The organism is Reichenbachiella sp. (genome assembly GCF_965233835.1).
Classification (GTDB): domain Bacteria; phylum Bacteroidota; class Bacteroidia; order Cytophagales; family Cyclobacteriaceae; genus Reichenbachiella.
On the sequence record NZ_OZ247585.1, the window covers coordinates 697,529 to 714,856 of the forward strand.

Here is a 17,328-nt window from a genome sequence, read left to right on the forward strand (position 1 = left end):
TTAAGAAATAGCGGAGCTACAGGATTCCAATTTTTGCCATATCAAGGCATGGTTTACATTTGTTACAAGCCTGTGGTCTGTCTTCGTCTAGATATACTGGTCGGCGACACCACCACGCCATTTTTCTAACTTGATCAGGCAACAAATTCCAGATTTCTTCTTTGGTGAGGTCCATGACTGGATAGAGATATTCTGGTTTTTCCATTTTGGCAAGTTGGAGTACCACTTCAAAAATGCCATAAGTTTTAAGGTGCTGTTCTTCGACACTATCGGTTCGGTTTTCCAAATCTGTTTTTGTCCTGCCGCGTGTTACTATCTTGATGTTTCCATGTGAGGTGCATACATTTCCCGCCACAAAAGAACAAACGTCTACATCAAAAGGAAATCGTTTGGTTTGAAGTGCATCAAACCCGTTAGAGTTAAAAACACACTGCGAGTAAACAAAGGGGACGTTATAGTTCTCAACGTAATAATTCAGAATATTTTTGACTGCAATCATTTCAGCCCTCGCCCGTTTTTCTCTGTTGATCATGTGGATGTGGTGGACATTTAATTCGTAGTCGCGATATTTTTCTTCCGTGATCAGTTTATGAAGTACAGCCGTAGAGTCCAGTCCTCCGGAGAACATACAAAGAATACCTGGCTTTTTCTGTTTATCATCCATTGGTTATGAAATTAATCACTTAATGGTTTATTCCATCAGACAATAGGACAAAATTGTCTTTTTGGACAGGCTCATTCGACTTTCGTGATACCGACCATCCTCCTATTACTCCTCGTACCAGATTTGATGAAAAATTTGCATCAAGATTTTAGGCGATTCTATTTCGTTAGCCGTATTCTTGTCATCGAATAATTTTTTGGAAATATCAACACATCCAACAATGAAAAAACTAATGTCAGTGGCGATAATGCTACTTCTTTCAGTGCTTGTTTTGCAAGCGCAAAATCATGAAAAAAATCTCAGAACCCTATTTGATGAGGCTTTAACGAACGGACAGTCTTATCCAATGCTTGAGTATTTATCACTCAACATCGGTCATAGACTTACTGGCTCTCCTTCTGCTGCTGCCGCGGTGGAGTACACCCGTCAGCAAATGGAAGCTTATGGCTTTGACAAAGTGTACCTTCAGGAGGTTATGGTTCCTCACTGGGTGCGTGGGCAGAAGGAGATAGGCAGAATTGTAAACTCTAAATATGGCTCTCAAGACGTAAATGTGATCGCTTTGGGTAACAGTGTAGGAACAGGTCCCGAAGGATTGCTTGCTGAAGTGATTGAGGTTCAGAGCTTGCAAGAGCTAGAAACGTTGGGCAGAAAGAAAATTGAAGGTAAAATTGTGTTCTTCAATAGACCCATGGACCCTAAGCATATCCACACTGGACATGCTTATGGCGGAGCTGGTGATCAGCGTACCAGTGGGCCTTCAGAAGCGGCAAAGTATGGCGCTGTTGGCGCAATCAACCGATCGTTGACATTGGCTTATAACGACAGCCCTCACACAGGCATGTTGAAATATGAAGAGGGTATTCCTCAAATTCCTGCAGTGGCTATTAGTACAGTTGGAGCAGACTATTTGAGTCGTGCAATCAAGGACAATAAGGCGATGAAGTTCTACATGGAGACACATTGTGAGATGTTGCCTGAGGTACTTTCGTACAATGTAATTGGAGAACTTACTGGCTCAGAAAAGCCTGACGAGTATATTGTTGTAAGTGGTCACTTGGACTCTTGGGATGTAGGAGATGGTTCTCATGATGACGGTGCTGGCTGTGTGCAAGCTATCGAAGCAGTAAGAATTTTCAAAGCCACTGGCATTCGTCCAAAAAGAACTTTGAGAGCGGTGATGTTTATGAACGAAGAAAATGGACTTCGAGGAGGTTTAGAATATGCTCACGTAGCTAAAGAAAAAGGAGAGAAGCACATCGCTGCTCTGGAATCAGACTCCGGAGGCTTTACGCCTAGAGGATTCGGAATTAACGCTTCACCTGAAGTACTTACCAAAATCCAAAGCTGGGGGCCATTATTGGCACCTTATGATCTTCGCAAAATCGTGAAGGGCTATGGCGGAGCCGACATTAATCCACTAAAAGATCAAGGTCCTGCTTTGATTGGCCTGATGCCCGATTCTCAGAGATACTTCGATTATCACCATACGGCTGATGATACGTTTGACAAAGTGAACAAGCGTGAACTTGAATTGGGAGCTGCATCTATGGCTGCTTTGATGTACCTGATCGATCAGGAAGGTTTGTAAAATTTAACGTCATTGCGATCCCGCCATTGGGCGGGAGACGCAATCTTGAACTATAAGATCGCTTCGTTCCTCCTTTCTGCCGACAGGCAGGCTCGCGATGACGGCAATTATGACAACTGGAATTTTGAACTTTTTATATTGAATTACTTTTATGCCACACTTCATCATACACTGCTCCGAAAACATCACAAGAATTCATAACAAACAAGAGATCATGCAGACGGTTTATGATCAAGCCGTTGCAAGTGAACTGTTTGTAAAAACGGACATCAAAGTTCGCGTACAATCATTCGACGAATTCATCGCTGGAGAAGGCTCCGATGACTTTATCCATGTTTTTGGAAACATTATGCAAGGCCGCACGGCTGAACAAAAGGCCAATCTATCTCGAAGAATCGTTGCTGCACTCAATGGCCTCTTCCCACAAGTACCAATTGTCTCGATGAACATCAGAGACTTCGAAAAAGACAGCTATTGCAACAAAGCGATGGTGGAATAAAATAGAAAAAGATGGAAGCCTTATTAAAAGCCTGGAGAACAAGTCGAGCAGTTATTGCCACTTATTTTGAGAAGTACGATCTGAAACAACTCAACCATATTCCCGAAGGATTCAATAACAATCTCATTTGGAACATCGGCCATATTGTGGTTATTCAACAAAGACTTGCCTACGAAGGGGCAGGTCTAGACCCTCATGTTTCCACCGAATACTTCGAAAAGTACCAAGGAGGAACTAAACCGGATGGAAAAACAACTCAGCAAGAGGTTGATGAACTGAAGCAATTACTGAAATCTTTAGTTGAGCAAACCGAAGCCGATTTCAACAACGGGCTTCTTCAAACCCGGCCGTACAAAGAACGGACGACCGGTACGGGATTTCATTTGTCCTCGATTCAGGACGCCTTAGAATTCAACAATTATCACGAGGCGATGCATTTAGGAACCATGATGGCCATTCGTAAGTTTGTATAACTTGTAGGCGAATAGCTTCGTAATTAATTTTTCATGAGCACCTACACCCGAAAGACGAAACCCAAGGCTGATTGCCCCATGGAGAAAACGCTGAATGTGATTTCCGGGAAATGGAAGATCGCCTTATTATGCGAGCTCAATCGAAATAATGCACGGCTGACAGATTTTGAGAAGAAAAACCCAGAGGCCTCAAAGCGCACATTGACCCAGCAATTGGGCGAACTTGTAGCCGATGACATCGTGCAAAAGAAAGACTTTGAGGTCTACCCCAAAAAAGTAGAATACTCATTGACCCCACTAGGAAGAGAACTCTTTACGGTCATTCAGAAGATGGGTGAGTTTGGAGAGCACCTTTGACACTTCTTTATGGGGGCGAATTTGCCCCTTATTGTGATTCAAACCAGCTGCTTGTAGATTTGTTTAACATCATTGGACAAATCATGAAAAATCAATATGTCATATTACGCGTTTCTGTTTTAGTCATCACTCTTTTATTCTCCACCTCGTGTGAACCACAAAAGAAGGCTTCTCTAGAAGAAGAAAAAGAGAAGATTCTGGCCATGCATCATGCACAGCGAGACTACCATTTCAACAAAGATTCAATTGCTTTTGCTAATCAGATGTCCGATCAATTTATCTCTGTGAACAGAGGAGTGATTAGCTGGCCTGAGCGCGAAGCAAACATTACGAAATACCACGGCTATTTTTCAATGGTAGAATTTGTGAAATGGGACGATGTGTCTGATCCGATCATCAAATTTTCGGACGACGGAAGTATGGCATACACCATCGTGGACAAGATCGTAACTTTGACCTATCAGGATGAAAATGACTCAACGATAGCCGGTAGTACTCACTTTGCCTGGACGACCATTTACAAAAAGTATGGAAGCGAGTGGAAGATAGACTGTGTGACTTCTACCAACGTTCCGGAATAAGAGTAATGCGAAAATTCGGTTTCATTTTTCTAATCTGTTTGGTTTGGGCTTGCTCAAACACTAAGGACTTTGTCCTTAAAGAGAAAGATTTGATTCCTGAAGGAACAGCCTTCAATGAAGAAACGAATTCGGTATATATCGGAAGTATCTACAAGCAGAAGATTTTGGGTATCGAGCCAGACGGAACCGAAGCGGATGCAATCACTTCTGACAATTTCGGCCAATTCAGCCCATTGGGTATGGAAATGGATAACCAGACTCATACACTTTGGGTGTGCGCCGCAGTGGCACCCATTGTCGAGCATGCCCCTGATGTTAAACGACAAACGGCGGTGCTGGCCTTTGACCCAAATGAAAATCGCCAGATGAAAAAGTTTGTTTTGGATACCGAGGTTCCAGCAATGCTGAATGACCTAACGGTGGATCACAAGGGGAATGTATATGCGACCGAAACCCTGGGGCACAAAATTTATTGGATTGAAAACGGAAAAAACGAACTAGAGCTTTTCCTCAACCTTAACAAATATCATCACCCCAATGGCATCGTCTTTTATGAAGCAGAGAGTTGCCTTTTTATAGCGACTGACGAAGGGATTGTTAAACTGAACTTAGAAACGAAAGAGCTTGTATTGCTTGCAACGCAATACGGTATAGATGCGACAGTTATTGATGGGCTTGCGATATATGAAAACTTCTTCATCGGACATCAAAGTAGCAAGATTTCGAAATTCTACTTCAATGAAGGCATTTCTAAAATTGTCGGAGCAGAAACCCTCGATTCTGGTGATGCTTTTGACTCCAGTACCACCGGCGAGATAGGGAATGGTCACTACTATTACATCGTCAACTCTCAACTCAAAAGTGGAATTAATCGAGCGGAGCAGAAAGTGAAACCTCTGGATAGTCTTGAGCACGTGATTATTCGAAAAATGAAACTCTAAACTTTTATTCCCATGAAAAACCTAGTAGCATTGATTATTACGATTCAAACCCTCGGCCTGATGCCAGCTTTTGGTCAGGGTGCCGAAGTTCAAAGTCTAAAAGAAACTTACGAGCGATGGATCCAAGCCTGGAATGACAAGGATGCCTCAACAGTCGCTGAAATTGCTTGGGGCACGTATGGTTTTGGGCGAGATGCCGCCTTCCTCAGAAAAGGAGCCTCAGATAAGGAAAGCTACCAAAAGGGAATCCAAGGCTATATGGATTCTATGGTTGGCATCTCTTATGCCGAACATTTTTCTGAGGTAAGAATTATTGACGACGTGGGTTTTATCGATGGCTATTACGAACAAACCACCCAGCAACTCGATGGCCCAAAACGATCCGTATACGGTCGACACTCCTTGGTATTCATGATGCAAAAGGGTGATTGGCACCTGACGCATTACCACCGGTCTCCCATTCCGAATGAATTTGTGAGGTGAGTTAATCATAGGATATAGTTCAACCCACTTTTGTTTAATTTGTGGTCGCATTCATCAGTGAACGATAGACAAAAGTGACCTTCAAAAATAAACGCCGTTGGCGAACCGTACGCGACTATAGCTTGGGCTGGACGTTCGCTTTTATTTATCTCTGCATTGTAAGAGGTGAGGGCACTATAGAGCAAGGGTCTGTTCAATTTGAGTTTTGGGATTCCATCATTACTTCGTTATTCATGGGGCCGTTTTTTGGCGCTATTTCTGGCATTTCGCATATTTTGATGATGGAGTATGGATACAAACAAGTTTCCTTATTGAAGTTGATTATTATCCGTGCAGTCTATGTACTGCTATTTTTATCCTCCATGATTCTTCTGGCTTTTGCTTTTTATGGAAATGAAATGAAATTGATAGACTTCGCCTTTGAGCCCGGGAGTTTTGCAGTCTACTTCTATATTTTGACGGTTGACATCTTCATGTTTGGATTGATGCAGGTGAGTATGTATTTCGGGGGAAATAATTTGATAAAGCTTTTGACCGCCAAGTTCTATACACCCGAAGAAGAAGAAAGGATATTCATGTTTCTGGATCTCAAATCCTCTACACAGCATGCCGAACGATTAGGCCATATTCTCTATAGCAAAATGATCCAGGATTGTTTTAACGATCTCGGCGTGGTGGTGGAAAACGAGTCGGAGATCTATCAATACGTCGGTGACGAAGTCATCTTGACTTGGAAATCAGCTGATGGGCTGAGAAATGAAAATTGTCTGAAAGCCTTTTATACTTTTAAAGCACGGCTCGAGAAAAGAAAAAATCACTATCAAAAGAATTACGACTGTCAACCAGAATTTAAGGCGGGTCTGCATGAAGGCATAGTAACAGTGACAGAAGTGGGAAAGTACAAAAAAGAAATAGCCTACCATGGAGACACCATCAACACGGCTGCCAGAATTCAGGAAAAGTGCAATGAGTTTGAAGAAGAATTACTCTTGTCCGAAAGTCTTCGGAATAAGTTTGCAAATACGAGTTTCGGTTTTCAAAAACTTGGGAATATGGTCCTTAAAGGAAAAGAGGAGGCGCTTACCATTTATTCTGTTTCCAAACACTAACTTTTTACCCATGAAATCTATACTATTTAACCTCGGATTAGTTCTTCTCTCATTGAGTTGTCTGGGCCAATCTCCATTACCGGATCCACTAGAAGCTGGTTGGGACGGAAAAGCCGTTTGTGAAGTGCTGGAAGAAAACGAAAAGGTGAGAGCTTTAAAGTGCACGTTTGCGCCAGGCGTCGGGCACGACAAACATTTTCACGCCACACATTTTGGATATACTTTAGTGGGAGGAAAATTTCAAATCATAGATACCACAGGAACACGCGAGGTGAAAGTACCTACAGGTTACGATTTTTACAATGAGCGTATCGAATGGCATCAAGTACTGAATGTTGGAGAAACCACAGCCGTCTTTTTGATCATAGAACCAAAGTAACATCAATCAATATTTTTAATATGCGAATTTATCTCACCCATTTATTGCTTGCGATTATACTTGTTAATTGCAATTCCAAACCAGAAAATCTGTATGAATCCGAAACGCTGATCATCAAGCAAATCTCGGATCACACCTACCAGCACATCACCTATCTCCAGACGAATGACTATGGAAAAGTAGGTTGCAATGGCATGATCGTAGTGGATCAAAACGAGGCCATTGTTTTTGATACACCGCCAGACGATGAGGCTTCAGTAGAACTGATCAACTGGCTGGGCAGCGCATTGGGCAGTCGGGTAGTTGCAGTAGTGCCCACACATTTTCATAAGGATTGTTTGGGCGGCTTGGCGGCTTTTCATCAGCGAGGTATACCCTCTATAGCCCACAACAAAACTATTCAATTGTTAGATTCAGCTGCCTTGTTGCCGCAGCAGGGATTCGATAACTTCACCAACCTAACTTTCGGAAGTCAGGAGGTAGTTGTTGACTACTTGGGTGCAGGTCATACCTCAGATAATGTGGTTGCTTATTTGCCCACAGAACAAGTCATGTTTGGTGGGTGCTTGATAAAAAAACTCAAAGCAGGTAAAGGTAATTTGGAGGATGCCGATCTAGATGAATGGTCTACAACCGTAGAAAACATAAAAGAAAAATACCCAGACGTTAAGGTGGTGATTCCTGGTCATGGGCCATCTGGGGGACAAGCGTTATTGGATTATACCATCAAAATGTTTTTGCCAAAAAATCAGAGTGACTAAGGTCTAGCAAAAATTGAGTGATGGCGGTTGTTCGAGGGTATCGGATGCCGCCATTTTTTTATCCACCACCAAAGCATTATATTTATATAGCAGCGGCCTAATCTGTTCGAATGAAATTAACCGTTATTATTGATGATGCTATTAGGCTTGTTGTTGCTATGTTCAATTTCCTTCGCAGATGGCCATAGCCTTGCACCTGAACCTCAATCCATTCTTACAGCAGAACAGCAGCGTAAGTCTGATCTAAAAAATCTAAAATTTCGTAATTATTCTATTCAGCATGGCTTGTCCCAAGCCACGGTGCTATCCATTTATCAAAATCGTCAAGGGTTTATCTGGTTAGGAACTCTGGAAGGTCTCAACCGTTTTGATGGCTATCAATTCAAAACATGGAGGTTTGAAATTGACAATCCAAATTCTTTGAGTCATAATGTGGTCTACCAGGTGCTAGAGGATTCATCAGACCACCTGTGGGTGGCCACTCACGATGGACTCTCGAAGTTCAACCCTTCAACGGAAAGTTTTCAACGATTTTACAATGGCTCTCCCTCAGGCAGCCAGAATTCAATTATCACTATGCACTCAGCAGAGTCTTCACATTTGTGGATAGGGACTGAAAGAGGATTGTTCCTGTTTGATATGAGTCAAGGTTATTTCGAACCATTTCAAGTGAAGACGGAAGAAAATATTGATTTGACAGATAAATATATAAGGGATCTGGAAATGGATGATTCCGGCAATTTGTGGATTGCTACAACTGAGCACGGGTTGTTTTCTTTCAACTTGAGTGAAAATAGGTTGAACCAGTATGTTAGTGAAATAGGGAGGAGCAATACGCTTGCTAGTAATAATATCCGAACGCTTCTTTTTGATCAGGCGAATAGGTTGTGGATTGGCACAAACAATTCAGGAGTGAGTCTGTTTGATATCAGTAGTCGTAGTATTAAGAATTTTAGTCACAACCCCTTGAAAGAGGAAAGTTTGACTAGTGACAGAATTTTGAGTATTCATCAGGATAAAGATGGCCTGATTTGGATTGGAACAGCAAATGCCGGGCTCAACTTATATGATAGCGCATCAGATCAATTTATCGGGTTTCAGAAAAATGTACTGGATCCATATACTATCCCTGACCATGTGGTTCGTGCCATTGGTAGTGACCAGGGGGGAAATTTGTTATTAGGCCATAGCAGCACTGGTTTTTGTATTGTCGATAAATCCACCCAGATATTTAGGCATCTAAAGCATAATCCATTTAATTCGGACAGGCTGAGTCATGACAATGTATGGCATATTATGGAGGACTCTAAAAAGAATTTATGGATAGCTACCTCAGATGGATTAAATTTTTATGACCGAAGATCGAATAAGTACAAACTATTTCAAAACGAGGCAAACAACAGTAATAGCATTAGTCAGAACTATGTTAGATATGTATATGAGGACAACAAAGGCAGGATTTGGATTGGAACTTATGGAGGTGTGAATATCCTGTACCCGAAGACGGGACGAATTGAGCGTTTTGAAGTGGACAAAAATAAAATAGGGACCCTAAGTGATAATCGCGTAAGGTGTGTTTTTCAAGATCGAGATGAAATCATCTGGGTAGCAACCGCCGAAGGAGGCTTGAACAAATTTGATGAAGAAACCAAGAAGTTTAAATCGTATATCAATGATCCTGCTAACCCAAATTCGATAAGTGGTAATAGTCTTAGAAATATAGTGGAAGATAAAGATGGAGTACTTTGGTTAGGTACTGATCAAGGCTTGAATCGATTTGATAAATCCAAAGAAATTTTTAAGAGCTATAAAAATGTGGTTGGAGACTCTCTTTCAATCAGCAACAATTCTATTCAGTATTTATATTTAAGTGAGGATGGTAGATTTTGGGTATGTACTAATGGTGGTTTGAATTTGTTTGACCCTAAAACTGAAAAATTCAAAGCTTGGGGACTAAAACAAGGAATGTCCAATGAAATTGCTTATGGTCTATTGGAGGACGACGACGGAAACTTCTGGATTAGCACCAACAGGGGAATAAACAAATTCGAAGTAAAAGAGAACAGATTTATCTGGTATGACGAGTTGGACGGACTACAAAGCAATGAATTTAATGCAGGTGCATTCATGAGAGACAGTCAGGGCATGATGTACTTTGGTGGTGTAAATGGCCTGAGTGTATTTGACCCTAAAAAGGTTAAAAGCAATGAATATATTCCACCCGTAGTACTAACAGACTTTTTGTTATTCAACCAGTCCATTCCTGTTGCAAAGGATGGCCTACTCAAATCTTCTGTTACCACACAGGATCAAATAGAATTAGGTTATGAGGATTATATCTGGGCAGTAGAATTCTCGGCGTTGAATTTCAGACAACCGGAAAAAAATCGATTTGCCTATAAATTGGACCCTTTTAATGAGGGATGGATAGTTACCTCTTATCGTGATAGAAAAGCGGTTTATACTAATGTGCCGCCAGGAGAATATCAGTTTAGAGTCAAAGCTGCTAATGATGATGGAAAATGGAATGACCAAGGTATTTCCATGTCTATTAAGATCAGACCACCCTGGTGGATGCTATGGTGGATGAAGGTGCTGTACATAGTGGTAGTCGCTACATTAATGATAATTTTTTATAGGATCAGAATTCGCAGGCTCAAGAGACAAAAGGAGGTGCTGAAACGGATGGTCAAAGAACGCACGCAAGAAATAGAACAGAAAAGAGAAGAACTCAAAACAAAAAACAGTGAGCTGGGAGAAAAAAATGAGGCGCTGTCCAATGCGTTGAATGACTTGGCCTCTACTCAACAGCAGTTGATACAATCTGAAAAAATGGCCTCTATTGGCGTATTGTCCAGCGGAGTTGCTCATGAAATTAATAACCCTTTGAATTTCATCCATGGTGGAGTTGGAGGTTTGACGCACGAATTGGAGCAAACGGAAATTGCTGATAAAAGACGTTTTTCGGTATTTATTGATGCTATTCAAGAAGGTGTGAGTCGTGCCGCAAAGATTATCAAGAGTCTTAATCAATTCAGTCACGAAGGAGGCTCGAATAGAGACAAAATAGAACTTCATGAAGTCATAGACAATTGCTTAGAAATCCTTCGAAGCAGTATGGGGGACGCAGTGACCATTGACAAAAATTTTACTGCGGATGATATTACTATTCTTGGGAGCAGATCCAAGTGTCACCAAATTATTGTCAATATATTAACCAACGCTAATCATGCTTTGGCCAAAGGGGGGAAAATTGAAATCACAACAGAAAGGCACGGAGATACAGTACAATTGACCATTAGCGACAATGGGGTTGGAATTCCAGAGGAAAATCTGAAAAAAGTCACAGATCCATTTTTTACAACAAAAGCACAAGGCCAGGGGACTGGACTTGGGATGTTTATTAGTTATAACTTAATAAAGGAAATGGAAGGGACACTTGAAATAACATCACAGGTAGGTAAAGGAACGCGCGTTGATGTTGGCTTTCCGAGCAGTAGAATCGGTCAGCTGCCGGACGACTTAAAGGTTCTATAATGAGTTGTTCGTAGTTTTTTCTATCACGTTAGTAATTTCCTCCATATTCATGGGTTTCATAAAGAACTGCTGAACATTACCATTTTTGACGGCTTCATCAATTTCCTCATTGTATTGAAAACCAGACAGAATAAAATAGACAATGTCAGGGTTTGACTCTCGTGCTGATCTGATGAATTCCACCCCGTTCATTTGAGGCATTTTCATATCACTGACAACGACATCAATTTCATCGCCATGTTGTTCAAGTTTTGTAAGGCCTTCTTGACCTGACGTTGCGGTAAGGATCGAAAATTTGCGCTCAAAGTTTTTTTCGAAGACTAAGAGATTGATTTCCTCATCATCCACATAGAGAATGGTAATTTGATTTTTTTTCATAAAAGTGCTGCTAATAGTAATATAACCAGAAAAAGGTTTTTTCTGACCAAAAACATCGTGATTTTGGGTAAATACATACAACTGAAATGTTCTAAATGGTTACCGATGAGAAAGTCGCTTTTCTTAAATTGTAACTAAAAACAGTTAGGTATATGAATTTATTTCTTAAGGCAGTCTGGATGCTTTTGATGTTTGTATGTGTGTTGTTGAGTTCATGTCGAGAGCTCGAGCCTGAGCATGGCCCTGGAAGTGTGGATTGGTCTGAACGATCTGTGAGTATGCAGGCGATAGATTCGCTGACGTCTGGTCAGACTTACTTGTCGGTCTATTCGCAGATCTATAGCTCCAAAGAAAAGCGAACGCACAACCTAACGGCAACGATAAGCACCAGGAATACAAATAGTCAGGACTCAGTTTACATAGAAAAAGTAGAATATTATAATACTGGTGGAAAGCTGATCAAAACTTTCATTGAGCAGCCAGTATTCATTGCACCTATGGAGACGATAGAAATCGTTTTGGACGAGGACAATCTGCAGGGAGGCACCGGAGCTAATTTTCTGTTTTATTGGAGGAAAAAGAAAAGAACTCCAGAACCCTATTTTGAAGCGGTTATGATTTCTACTTCAGGTCAGCAAGGTATTTCATTTACTACTCAAGGGAGGAGGGTAAAATAAGAAGGTGACCAAGTAATTGATCACCTTTGTTCGATGTGAATAGATTTTAACAGCCTTCAGGTTCTGCAATGGAAATTGCTCTTGGTATTCCTTTTTTGACCGCCATGAATTGTTCGTTTTCTTCAGGAACATCCTTATTTAGATCCAAATAAGATTTGCCAAACATGGCTTGACTTCTCTCTTCATAAATTTGATTGAAACCTTCCTGTATATAGACCCAATTTTTGAGGTATGCCTCATAAGTATCGGTATTGCTATACTTAGTACTTACCACATAGTTAGACTTGCCCTGCGCCATCTGATCTTTAACAAAATCATATACTTTTTTGTGATTGGTAACATCCGCTTGCTTTCCAAGAAAAATTTTAAGGATGTCAATATCATGTTTGGCTGCATACGCATCATCGATGTGCGGAAGCTGAGGAACGCCGGGTAAATTGTGACCTTTCATTGGAGACAAAAGCATAGGAGACTCCACTGGTTGCCCGAGAGGTGACTGACCCAATTGCAGTATTTTACGACGATTGGCTTTTCTCAATTCGGTTTGAATATCACGAATCATTCCCATCTTTTGATTTTGATCTACTCTGAGTGCAATGATTCCATTGTCCGTCAAACCGGAAGACACAATAACTTCTGCTATTTCTCCTACTTCATGTTCGACCCCGTCAATAGTCAGTTGGTCGTTCACGATTGTAAAGTTCAAAAGGTCAGATTCGGAAGCATAATATATACCTTCTCTACCCGAAATGACAGGGAGGACAACCCCTTCATCATGTCCGTTCCTCAATGACTTTTCAGACGTAATTACAGCCTGCTCATCCTCTGCGGAGTTGCACTGAATCATAATTACACTAAAGGTCATGGTTACAACTAAGGCTAGGGTTACTTTTACTTTACCCAATGCGCCTGATTTTTTATTTTTCATCATGGTTATTCGCTTTTTTATAAATGATAAATTGAAATTGTGTACCAACCCGTAAGAGTTGTTGCTGATCAATTGTCTCAAAAGCAAGGTCTGATACTCAACTAAGGAATAACCCTTGTTTAGAATGTGGTTGTCTGCTATATATTCATGTGTTGTTTTTAGGGATTTAATTAGCCGCCAGATCACTGGGTTGAACCAGAAAAAGGCCGCCAAAAATTGAACAAAAATTAAGTCAATCGAATGTCGCTGTCTCACATGTGTGCACTCATGTGTCAGGATGTGATCAAATTCAGCTGTGCCTATCATCTCTTCATGTACAAAGACATAGTTCAAAAAGGAGAACGGAGCCATCTGATTTTTCACCTTCACCACTTTCACGCCATCATGTATGGTGACCGGGTGGCTGCGGATCAATCCATAGATCCATTGCACCGTCCATACTGTACGCGATAGACAAACGACCACACCAATAAAATAAACACCTGCCAATGCCCACAGAAGGATTTTTGTCCAGTTGATTTCACTAAACCAATGGGTTGTATCCTGAGTGGGAGTGGTAGATGCTTGGGTGTGAACATAGGTCCAATCAGCAAATGCATCGTAATAACTCATACGTGCCTGGCTGATTTCTTGTATAGGTAGTTTGGCTACGGGTGCCGGATTAAAATCAAAACTCAATAGGGGAAAGGTGAGGCTGAAAATGACAATGCCAATCAGATAAAATCGGTTGAGAGAGAAAAAAGTCTCTTTCCTCAATATCAGCACATAGAGTGCGTAGAGGCAGGCCAGCATCACGCTGGACTCCATCAAATACCAAATGAGCTTATCCATTTTTCTGATTTTTAAGTGCTTCAAGCATTTTCATGGCTTCGTCTAGTTCCTTCTCATCCAGCTGCTTGCTTTCAGAAAAGAAGTTGACCACCTTGCTGAGTGAGTTGCTATAATAGTCCTTCACTAGTCGCGACAGTTGTCCCTCGCTATATTCGTCCTTGCTGATGAGCGGGTGATATTGATGCGATTTGCCGTAAGCCGTGTAGCCCACGATTTCCTTCTGCACCAATACCCGCACAATCGTGGAGACGGAATTGTAGGGAGGTTTAGGGTCGGGGTACTCATTGATTATATCCTTGATAAAACCTTTTTCGATACCCCAGAGAATCTTCATTATCTTCTCCTCTGCCTTAGTTAAAGTGACCATACTATTGAGTTTAATTTTAATCAGCTAGACAATAGTACAACTTAATTTTAAGTTTACAAACTTATTGATAAGTTATTTAACTTAATTTTAAGTTAACTACTCGTTTTCGTCAACAAAAATGATTTTACTCCATGGCGATGAGAGATATTTGATGCATTAGTGGTTGATATTTCAGATATTAGCTAATATGAAGCACTTAGGTGTTGCTATCACTACGTTAGGTCTAATTGGGAATACTTTCAAAATATTTCAAAACAATTGAATCTCCTCTAGAACCACTGTCCTTGAGTATCCAAACAATAAATTCGAACTGATCTGGTGAGTAATCCTTAATTTTAGTTAAAGCTGCGATTCGAATTCTAGAATCCAACTCGCTAGCAACCAAACCATCTAAATTATTTTTATCTATAATGATTGAATCCAAAGCAACTAAATAATCTTTAACTGAATAAGTAGATGCTAGAGGTAATACCCTTACCTTCTGGTGCTGATTCAGCTTAGATGCTATTTCCGGCCTGAAATAATGATCTTTTAGAATATTTTTTTTATCACTAAATAACGCCTCTAGCCACTCGTATTTCCTCTCTGTCAATTTTATCAAAAAATGGATGTCCTTTCTTTGGTTAAGATCTTTTTTGACAATTGTCAAGTATCTAAAACTGTTGGATATGAAATCAATTTCAGTAGAATCAAACGGCTTCTTTTCTACCTCTTCACAGGCCAATTTAAGCCTTTCAAAAATTTCCCAGATTAGTTTTACTCTCTTGCGAGCCAAATCAATTGAGATATTTTTCCACTTGGTTCTATCTCCAAATCTTTCAGTAATCAAATTATCGGAGATTTTGGGTCGAAAAGCATAATATCCTATCCCATAGCCAGATATTCCACTAACAAATGATAGAATTAATTTTTTCATGGATTTCTTAGGTTTTATTTGTCGAGCTTGAATAATTTCTCTAGCTGTGGGAATACCAACCATGGCGAGTAAGACTGTGGCGATCAATTCATCTGATTCGAGAGGAAATAATGATTTAGGATTTAATGCATAATTGGAAGAAAAATTTACCGTGTCCAAATGATTCTGAACCACATAATATGAATAAATTATCTTTCCCTCTTTGTCAAAGATCAATAAATTTGTCTCCTCATCTCTTACCACAATACCCACCCGTTCTTTTAATACAAATTCAACAATATCCTTATCTGCTAATGTCGATTTGTGTCCATTTATCGCACCAATTACGAAGAATACTACAAACACAAACAGGAAGAAATATCCAAATTTCATAAAAGAAATATACCATAACTAGACCTAACAAACACTATCACCCATAAGCTAACTGAGCTATTTGCAAAGGCTCGTGCTATCCGATACTTTTATAGATATTTGAAAAGTCCAGCTTACAGAAGATAGTTGGACGTTAGCCTAACAGCCTATAAAATGAGAATTCCTAGCCAAGAAGAAATACTCAAGCAAATACTAGATCAAAATTGGAAACCCGTTTTGGAGTTTCTCTATTCCAAAAAGAAAGAAATCGCTACCGACATCTTATTAAGGTTTGCTGCTAGAACGTTTGAAACGGAGTTCTTTAGGCAAATAACAAAAGATGGATCAACCTTAGAATTAGAACTGTTAGAAGAGCTATTCATTTTGCATTCGGGTAAATTTCATGAGTTAACAGAAACAAATTACGAAACACTGGTTGTTGAACTTGCAAAAAAAAGTGATGGAATCCAAGCGTATAATTATGCCAATATGTTTCCCGAAAACGAGGAATGCAAGCAAATAATAAAGAATAATGCGCACCTTCTTCCAAAGAAAGAAGTACCTAGCAAAGATAAACTAGATAGAATGAATTGGATTGAAATATATAACAGAATCTTCGAATTAGTTAATAATTCAGAAGATCAAAGCACTTACTTTTCGGGAAATAGATTCATTAAGACATTAAAAGAGTTTGAGCCGTATCATCCTGATTACTATCAATATATCGAACTAAGAAATTCACAAGGAAAAAGCACTAGCAGGAAGGTTTATTATTATGACATAATAATGGACTTAAATGAATCAACCCGCATAAATTTTGTGAATCGAATACTTGAAATGGTTGAACCCTTTGATAGAAAAAGTATAAATCCAATTAGAAGTTTGCTTGGTGGAGAGAAACCAATTTCAGAAAATCAAATTTCGGATGAGGTTCCAACCGTATTCATTTCTTATTCTTGGGACGATGAAGACCATAAAAATTGGGTACTCAATCTAGCAAACAATCTAGTCAAAGAGGGAGTGAATGTTCTACTCGACAGGTATGAATTAAGGCTTGGAGAGAATTTGCCTCATTTTGTTGAGACATCGATAAAAAATGCTGACAGAATCCTGATTGTTTTCACACCGAATTATAAACTAAAAGCTGAAAAAAGGTCGGGAGGTGTTGGGTATGAATATTCGATTATGAATGCTGATCTCTACAAGAATCAAACGAATAATGAAAGAATAATTCCAATTCTAAAAGAAGGTCAACAAGCGGATAGCATTCCTGAATTCATGCATCAATACATACATTTAGATATGCGAAGTGATGAAAATTTAGAAAACTCATTTTCAGACCTTTTGCGAGAAATATACGATGAACCTGACGTTGTAAAACCAAAACTTGGCACGAAACCAAACTTTAAATGAGATCAATTACTGCTAGTCACACCATAATACATTCTGCTAGCTTAGCAGCTCTTGAAAAAGAATATTCAATTTCCCTACATTGTATACGATAT

At 40.0% G+C, this 17,328-nt stretch carries 18 protein-coding genes; 13 read left to right on the top strand and 5 right to left on the bottom strand.

The genetic code is table 11. The features are described 5' to 3' along the window. Nucleotides 1–16 precede the first annotated feature (16 nt). The gene (locus ACO6S2_RS02930; protein WP_422361025.1) at nt 17–664 is read right to left on the bottom strand and encodes a 7-cyano-7-deazaguanine synthase; all 648 of its coding nucleotides are present in this window, start codon (nt 662–664) and stop codon (nt 17–19) included. Between the two features lie 220 nt (nt 665–884). Between ACO6S2_RS02930 and ACO6S2_RS02935 the strand changes: the two genes are divergently transcribed. The 11 genes from ACO6S2_RS02935 (at nt 885) to ACO6S2_RS02985 (ending at nt 11,375) form a co-directional block, all read left to right on the top strand. Further along, entirely contained in the window at nt 885–2,255 is a 1,371-nt protein-coding gene (locus ACO6S2_RS02935; protein WP_422361026.1) for a M20/M25/M40 family metallo-hydrolase, read from the top strand. Between the two features lie 151 nt (nt 2,256–2,406). Next, complete coding sequence (locus tag ACO6S2_RS02940; RefSeq protein ID WP_422361027.1) at nt 2,407–2,754, top strand: 5-carboxymethyl-2-hydroxymuconate Delta-isomerase; 348 nt, start codon at nt 2,407–2,409, stop codon at nt 2,752–2,754. An 11-nt stretch (nt 2,755–2,765) separates the two neighbouring features. After that, on the top strand, nt 2,766–3,227 hold the full coding sequence (locus ACO6S2_RS02945; protein ID WP_422361028.1) for a DinB family protein: 462 nt from the start codon (nt 2,766–2,768) through the stop codon (nt 3,225–3,227). Nucleotides 3,228–3,260: 33 nt separating this feature from the next. Beyond that, on the top strand, nt 3,261–3,584 hold the full coding sequence (locus ACO6S2_RS02950; RefSeq protein WP_422361029.1) for a winged helix-turn-helix transcriptional regulator: 324 nt from the start codon (nt 3,261–3,263) through the stop codon (nt 3,582–3,584). Nucleotides 3,585–3,667: 83 nt separating this feature from the next. Further along, nucleotides 3,668–4,165: a hypothetical protein gene (locus ACO6S2_RS02955; RefSeq protein ID WP_422361030.1), complete on the top strand. Its 498-nt coding sequence runs from the start codon at nt 3,668–3,670 to the stop codon at nt 4,163–4,165. Nucleotides 4,166–4,170: 5 nt separating this feature from the next. Next, a complete protein-coding gene (locus ACO6S2_RS02960; RefSeq protein WP_422361031.1) occupies nt 4,171–5,106 on the top strand; it encodes a hypothetical protein in 936 nt (311 codons plus the stop codon). A gap of 12 nt (nt 5,107–5,118) precedes the next feature. Further along, entirely contained in the window at nt 5,119–5,589 is a 471-nt protein-coding gene (locus ACO6S2_RS02965; protein ID WP_422361032.1) for a YybH family protein, read from the top strand. A gap of 74 nt (nt 5,590–5,663) precedes the next feature. Continuing rightward, the gene (locus ACO6S2_RS02970; protein WP_422361033.1) at nt 5,664–6,698 is read left to right on the top strand and encodes an adenylate/guanylate cyclase domain-containing protein; all 1,035 of its coding nucleotides are present in this window, start codon (nt 5,664–5,666) and stop codon (nt 6,696–6,698) included. A 10-nt stretch (nt 6,699–6,708) separates the two neighbouring features. Continuing rightward, entirely contained in the window at nt 6,709–7,077 is a 369-nt protein-coding gene (locus ACO6S2_RS02975; RefSeq protein WP_422361034.1) for a hypothetical protein, read from the top strand. 20 nt (nt 7,078–7,097) lie between these two features. After that, complete coding sequence (gene bla, locus ACO6S2_RS02980) at nt 7,098–7,838, top strand: subclass B1 metallo-beta-lactamase (protein WP_422361035.1); 741 nt, start codon at nt 7,098–7,100, stop codon at nt 7,836–7,838. Nucleotides 7,839–7,970: 132 nt separating this feature from the next. Beyond that, nucleotides 7,971–11,375: a two-component regulator propeller domain-containing protein gene (locus tag ACO6S2_RS02985; RefSeq protein WP_422361036.1), complete on the top strand. Its 3,405-nt coding sequence runs from the start codon at nt 7,971–7,973 to the stop codon at nt 11,373–11,375. On the opposite strand, the gene ACO6S2_RS02990 is transcribed toward ACO6S2_RS02985, so the two are convergent. Continuing rightward, nucleotides 11,370–11,753, bottom strand: coding sequence for a response regulator (locus ACO6S2_RS02990; RefSeq protein ID WP_422361037.1), 384 nt, complete (start codon nt 11,751–11,753; stop codon nt 11,370–11,372). The genes ACO6S2_RS02985 and ACO6S2_RS02990 overlap by 6 nt on opposite strands. 152 nt (nt 11,754–11,905) lie before the next feature. Here ACO6S2_RS02990 and ACO6S2_RS02995 point away from each other — a divergent pair, with 152 nt between their 5' ends. Beyond that, on the top strand, nt 11,906–12,430 hold the full coding sequence (locus ACO6S2_RS02995; RefSeq protein WP_422361038.1) for a DUF3124 domain-containing protein: 525 nt from the start codon (nt 11,906–11,908) through the stop codon (nt 12,428–12,430). Between the two features lie 46 nt (nt 12,431–12,476). Here the strand turns inward: ACO6S2_RS02995 and ACO6S2_RS03000 are convergent, their stop codons facing one another. The 3 genes from ACO6S2_RS03000 to ACO6S2_RS03010 all read right to left on the bottom strand — a co-directional run bounded on the left by ACO6S2_RS03000 (nt 12,477) and on the right by ACO6S2_RS03010 (nt 15,844). After that, complete coding sequence (locus ACO6S2_RS03000; RefSeq protein WP_422361039.1) at nt 12,477–14,189, bottom strand: M56 family metallopeptidase; 1,713 nt, start codon at nt 14,187–14,189, stop codon at nt 12,477–12,479. Next, a complete protein-coding gene (locus tag ACO6S2_RS03005) occupies nt 14,182–14,556 on the bottom strand; it encodes a BlaI/MecI/CopY family transcriptional regulator (RefSeq protein WP_422361040.1) in 375 nt (124 codons plus the stop codon). Before ACO6S2_RS03005 ends, ACO6S2_RS03000 begins: the two co-directional genes overlap by 8 nt. Before the next feature lie 223 nt (nt 14,557–14,779). Beyond that, nucleotides 14,780–15,844 carry a hypothetical protein gene (locus tag ACO6S2_RS03010; protein WP_422361041.1) on the bottom strand — a complete coding sequence of 355 codons (1,065 nt, stop codon included), beginning with the start codon at nt 15,842–15,844 and terminating at the stop codon, nt 14,780–14,782. A gap of 153 nt (nt 15,845–15,997) precedes the next feature. On the opposite strand from ACO6S2_RS03010, the gene ACO6S2_RS03015 reads away from it, so the two are divergent. Next, nucleotides 15,998–17,236, top strand: a complete 1,239-nt coding sequence (locus ACO6S2_RS03015) for a toll/interleukin-1 receptor domain-containing protein (protein ID WP_422361042.1) — start codon at nt 15,998–16,000, stop codon at nt 17,234–17,236. The last annotated feature ends 92 nt before the right edge of the window (nt 17,237–17,328 follow it).

Coding starts and splice junctions, on each gene's coding strand:
- ACO6S2_RS02930 (WP_422361025.1), bottom strand. CDS start 664: ATGGATGATAAACAGAAAAAGCCAGGTATTCTTTGTATGTTCTCCGGA.
- ACO6S2_RS02935 (WP_422361026.1), top strand. CDS start 885: ATGAAAAAACTAATGTCAGTGGCGATAATGCTACTTCTTTCAGTGCTT.
- ACO6S2_RS02940 (WP_422361027.1), top strand. CDS start 2,407: ATGCCACACTTCATCATACACTGCTCCGAAAACATCACAAGAATTCAT.
- ACO6S2_RS02945 (WP_422361028.1), top strand. CDS start 2,766: ATGGAAGCCTTATTAAAAGCCTGGAGAACAAGTCGAGCAGTTATTGCC.
- ACO6S2_RS02950 (WP_422361029.1), top strand. CDS start 3,261: ATGAGCACCTACACCCGAAAGACGAAACCCAAGGCTGATTGCCCCATG.
- ACO6S2_RS02955 (WP_422361030.1), top strand. CDS start 3,668: ATGAAAAATCAATATGTCATATTACGCGTTTCTGTTTTAGTCATCACT.
- ACO6S2_RS02960 (WP_422361031.1), top strand. CDS start 4,171: ATGCGAAAATTCGGTTTCATTTTTCTAATCTGTTTGGTTTGGGCTTGC.
- ACO6S2_RS02965 (WP_422361032.1), top strand. CDS start 5,119: ATGAAAAACCTAGTAGCATTGATTATTACGATTCAAACCCTCGGCCTG.
- ACO6S2_RS02975 (WP_422361034.1), top strand. CDS start 6,709: ATGAAATCTATACTATTTAACCTCGGATTAGTTCTTCTCTCATTGAGT.
- bla (WP_422361035.1), top strand. CDS start 7,098: ATGCGAATTTATCTCACCCATTTATTGCTTGCGATTATACTTGTTAAT.
- ACO6S2_RS02985 (WP_422361036.1), top strand. CDS start 7,971: ATGATGCTATTAGGCTTGTTGTTGCTATGTTCAATTTCCTTCGCAGAT.
- ACO6S2_RS02990 (WP_422361037.1), bottom strand. CDS start 11,753: ATGAAAAAAAATCAAATTACCATTCTCTATGTGGATGATGAGGAAATC.
- ACO6S2_RS02995 (WP_422361038.1), top strand. CDS start 11,906: ATGAATTTATTTCTTAAGGCAGTCTGGATGCTTTTGATGTTTGTATGT.
- ACO6S2_RS03000 (WP_422361039.1), bottom strand. CDS start 14,189: ATGGATAAGCTCATTTGGTATTTGATGGAGTCCAGCGTGATGCTGGCC.
- ACO6S2_RS03005 (WP_422361040.1), bottom strand. CDS start 14,556: ATGGTCACTTTAACTAAGGCAGAGGAGAAGATAATGAAGATTCTCTGG.
- ACO6S2_RS03010 (WP_422361041.1), bottom strand. CDS start 15,844: ATGAAATTTGGATATTTCTTCCTGTTTGTGTTTGTAGTATTCTTCGTA.
- ACO6S2_RS03015 (WP_422361042.1), top strand. CDS start 15,998: ATGAGAATTCCTAGCCAAGAAGAAATACTCAAGCAAATACTAGATCAA.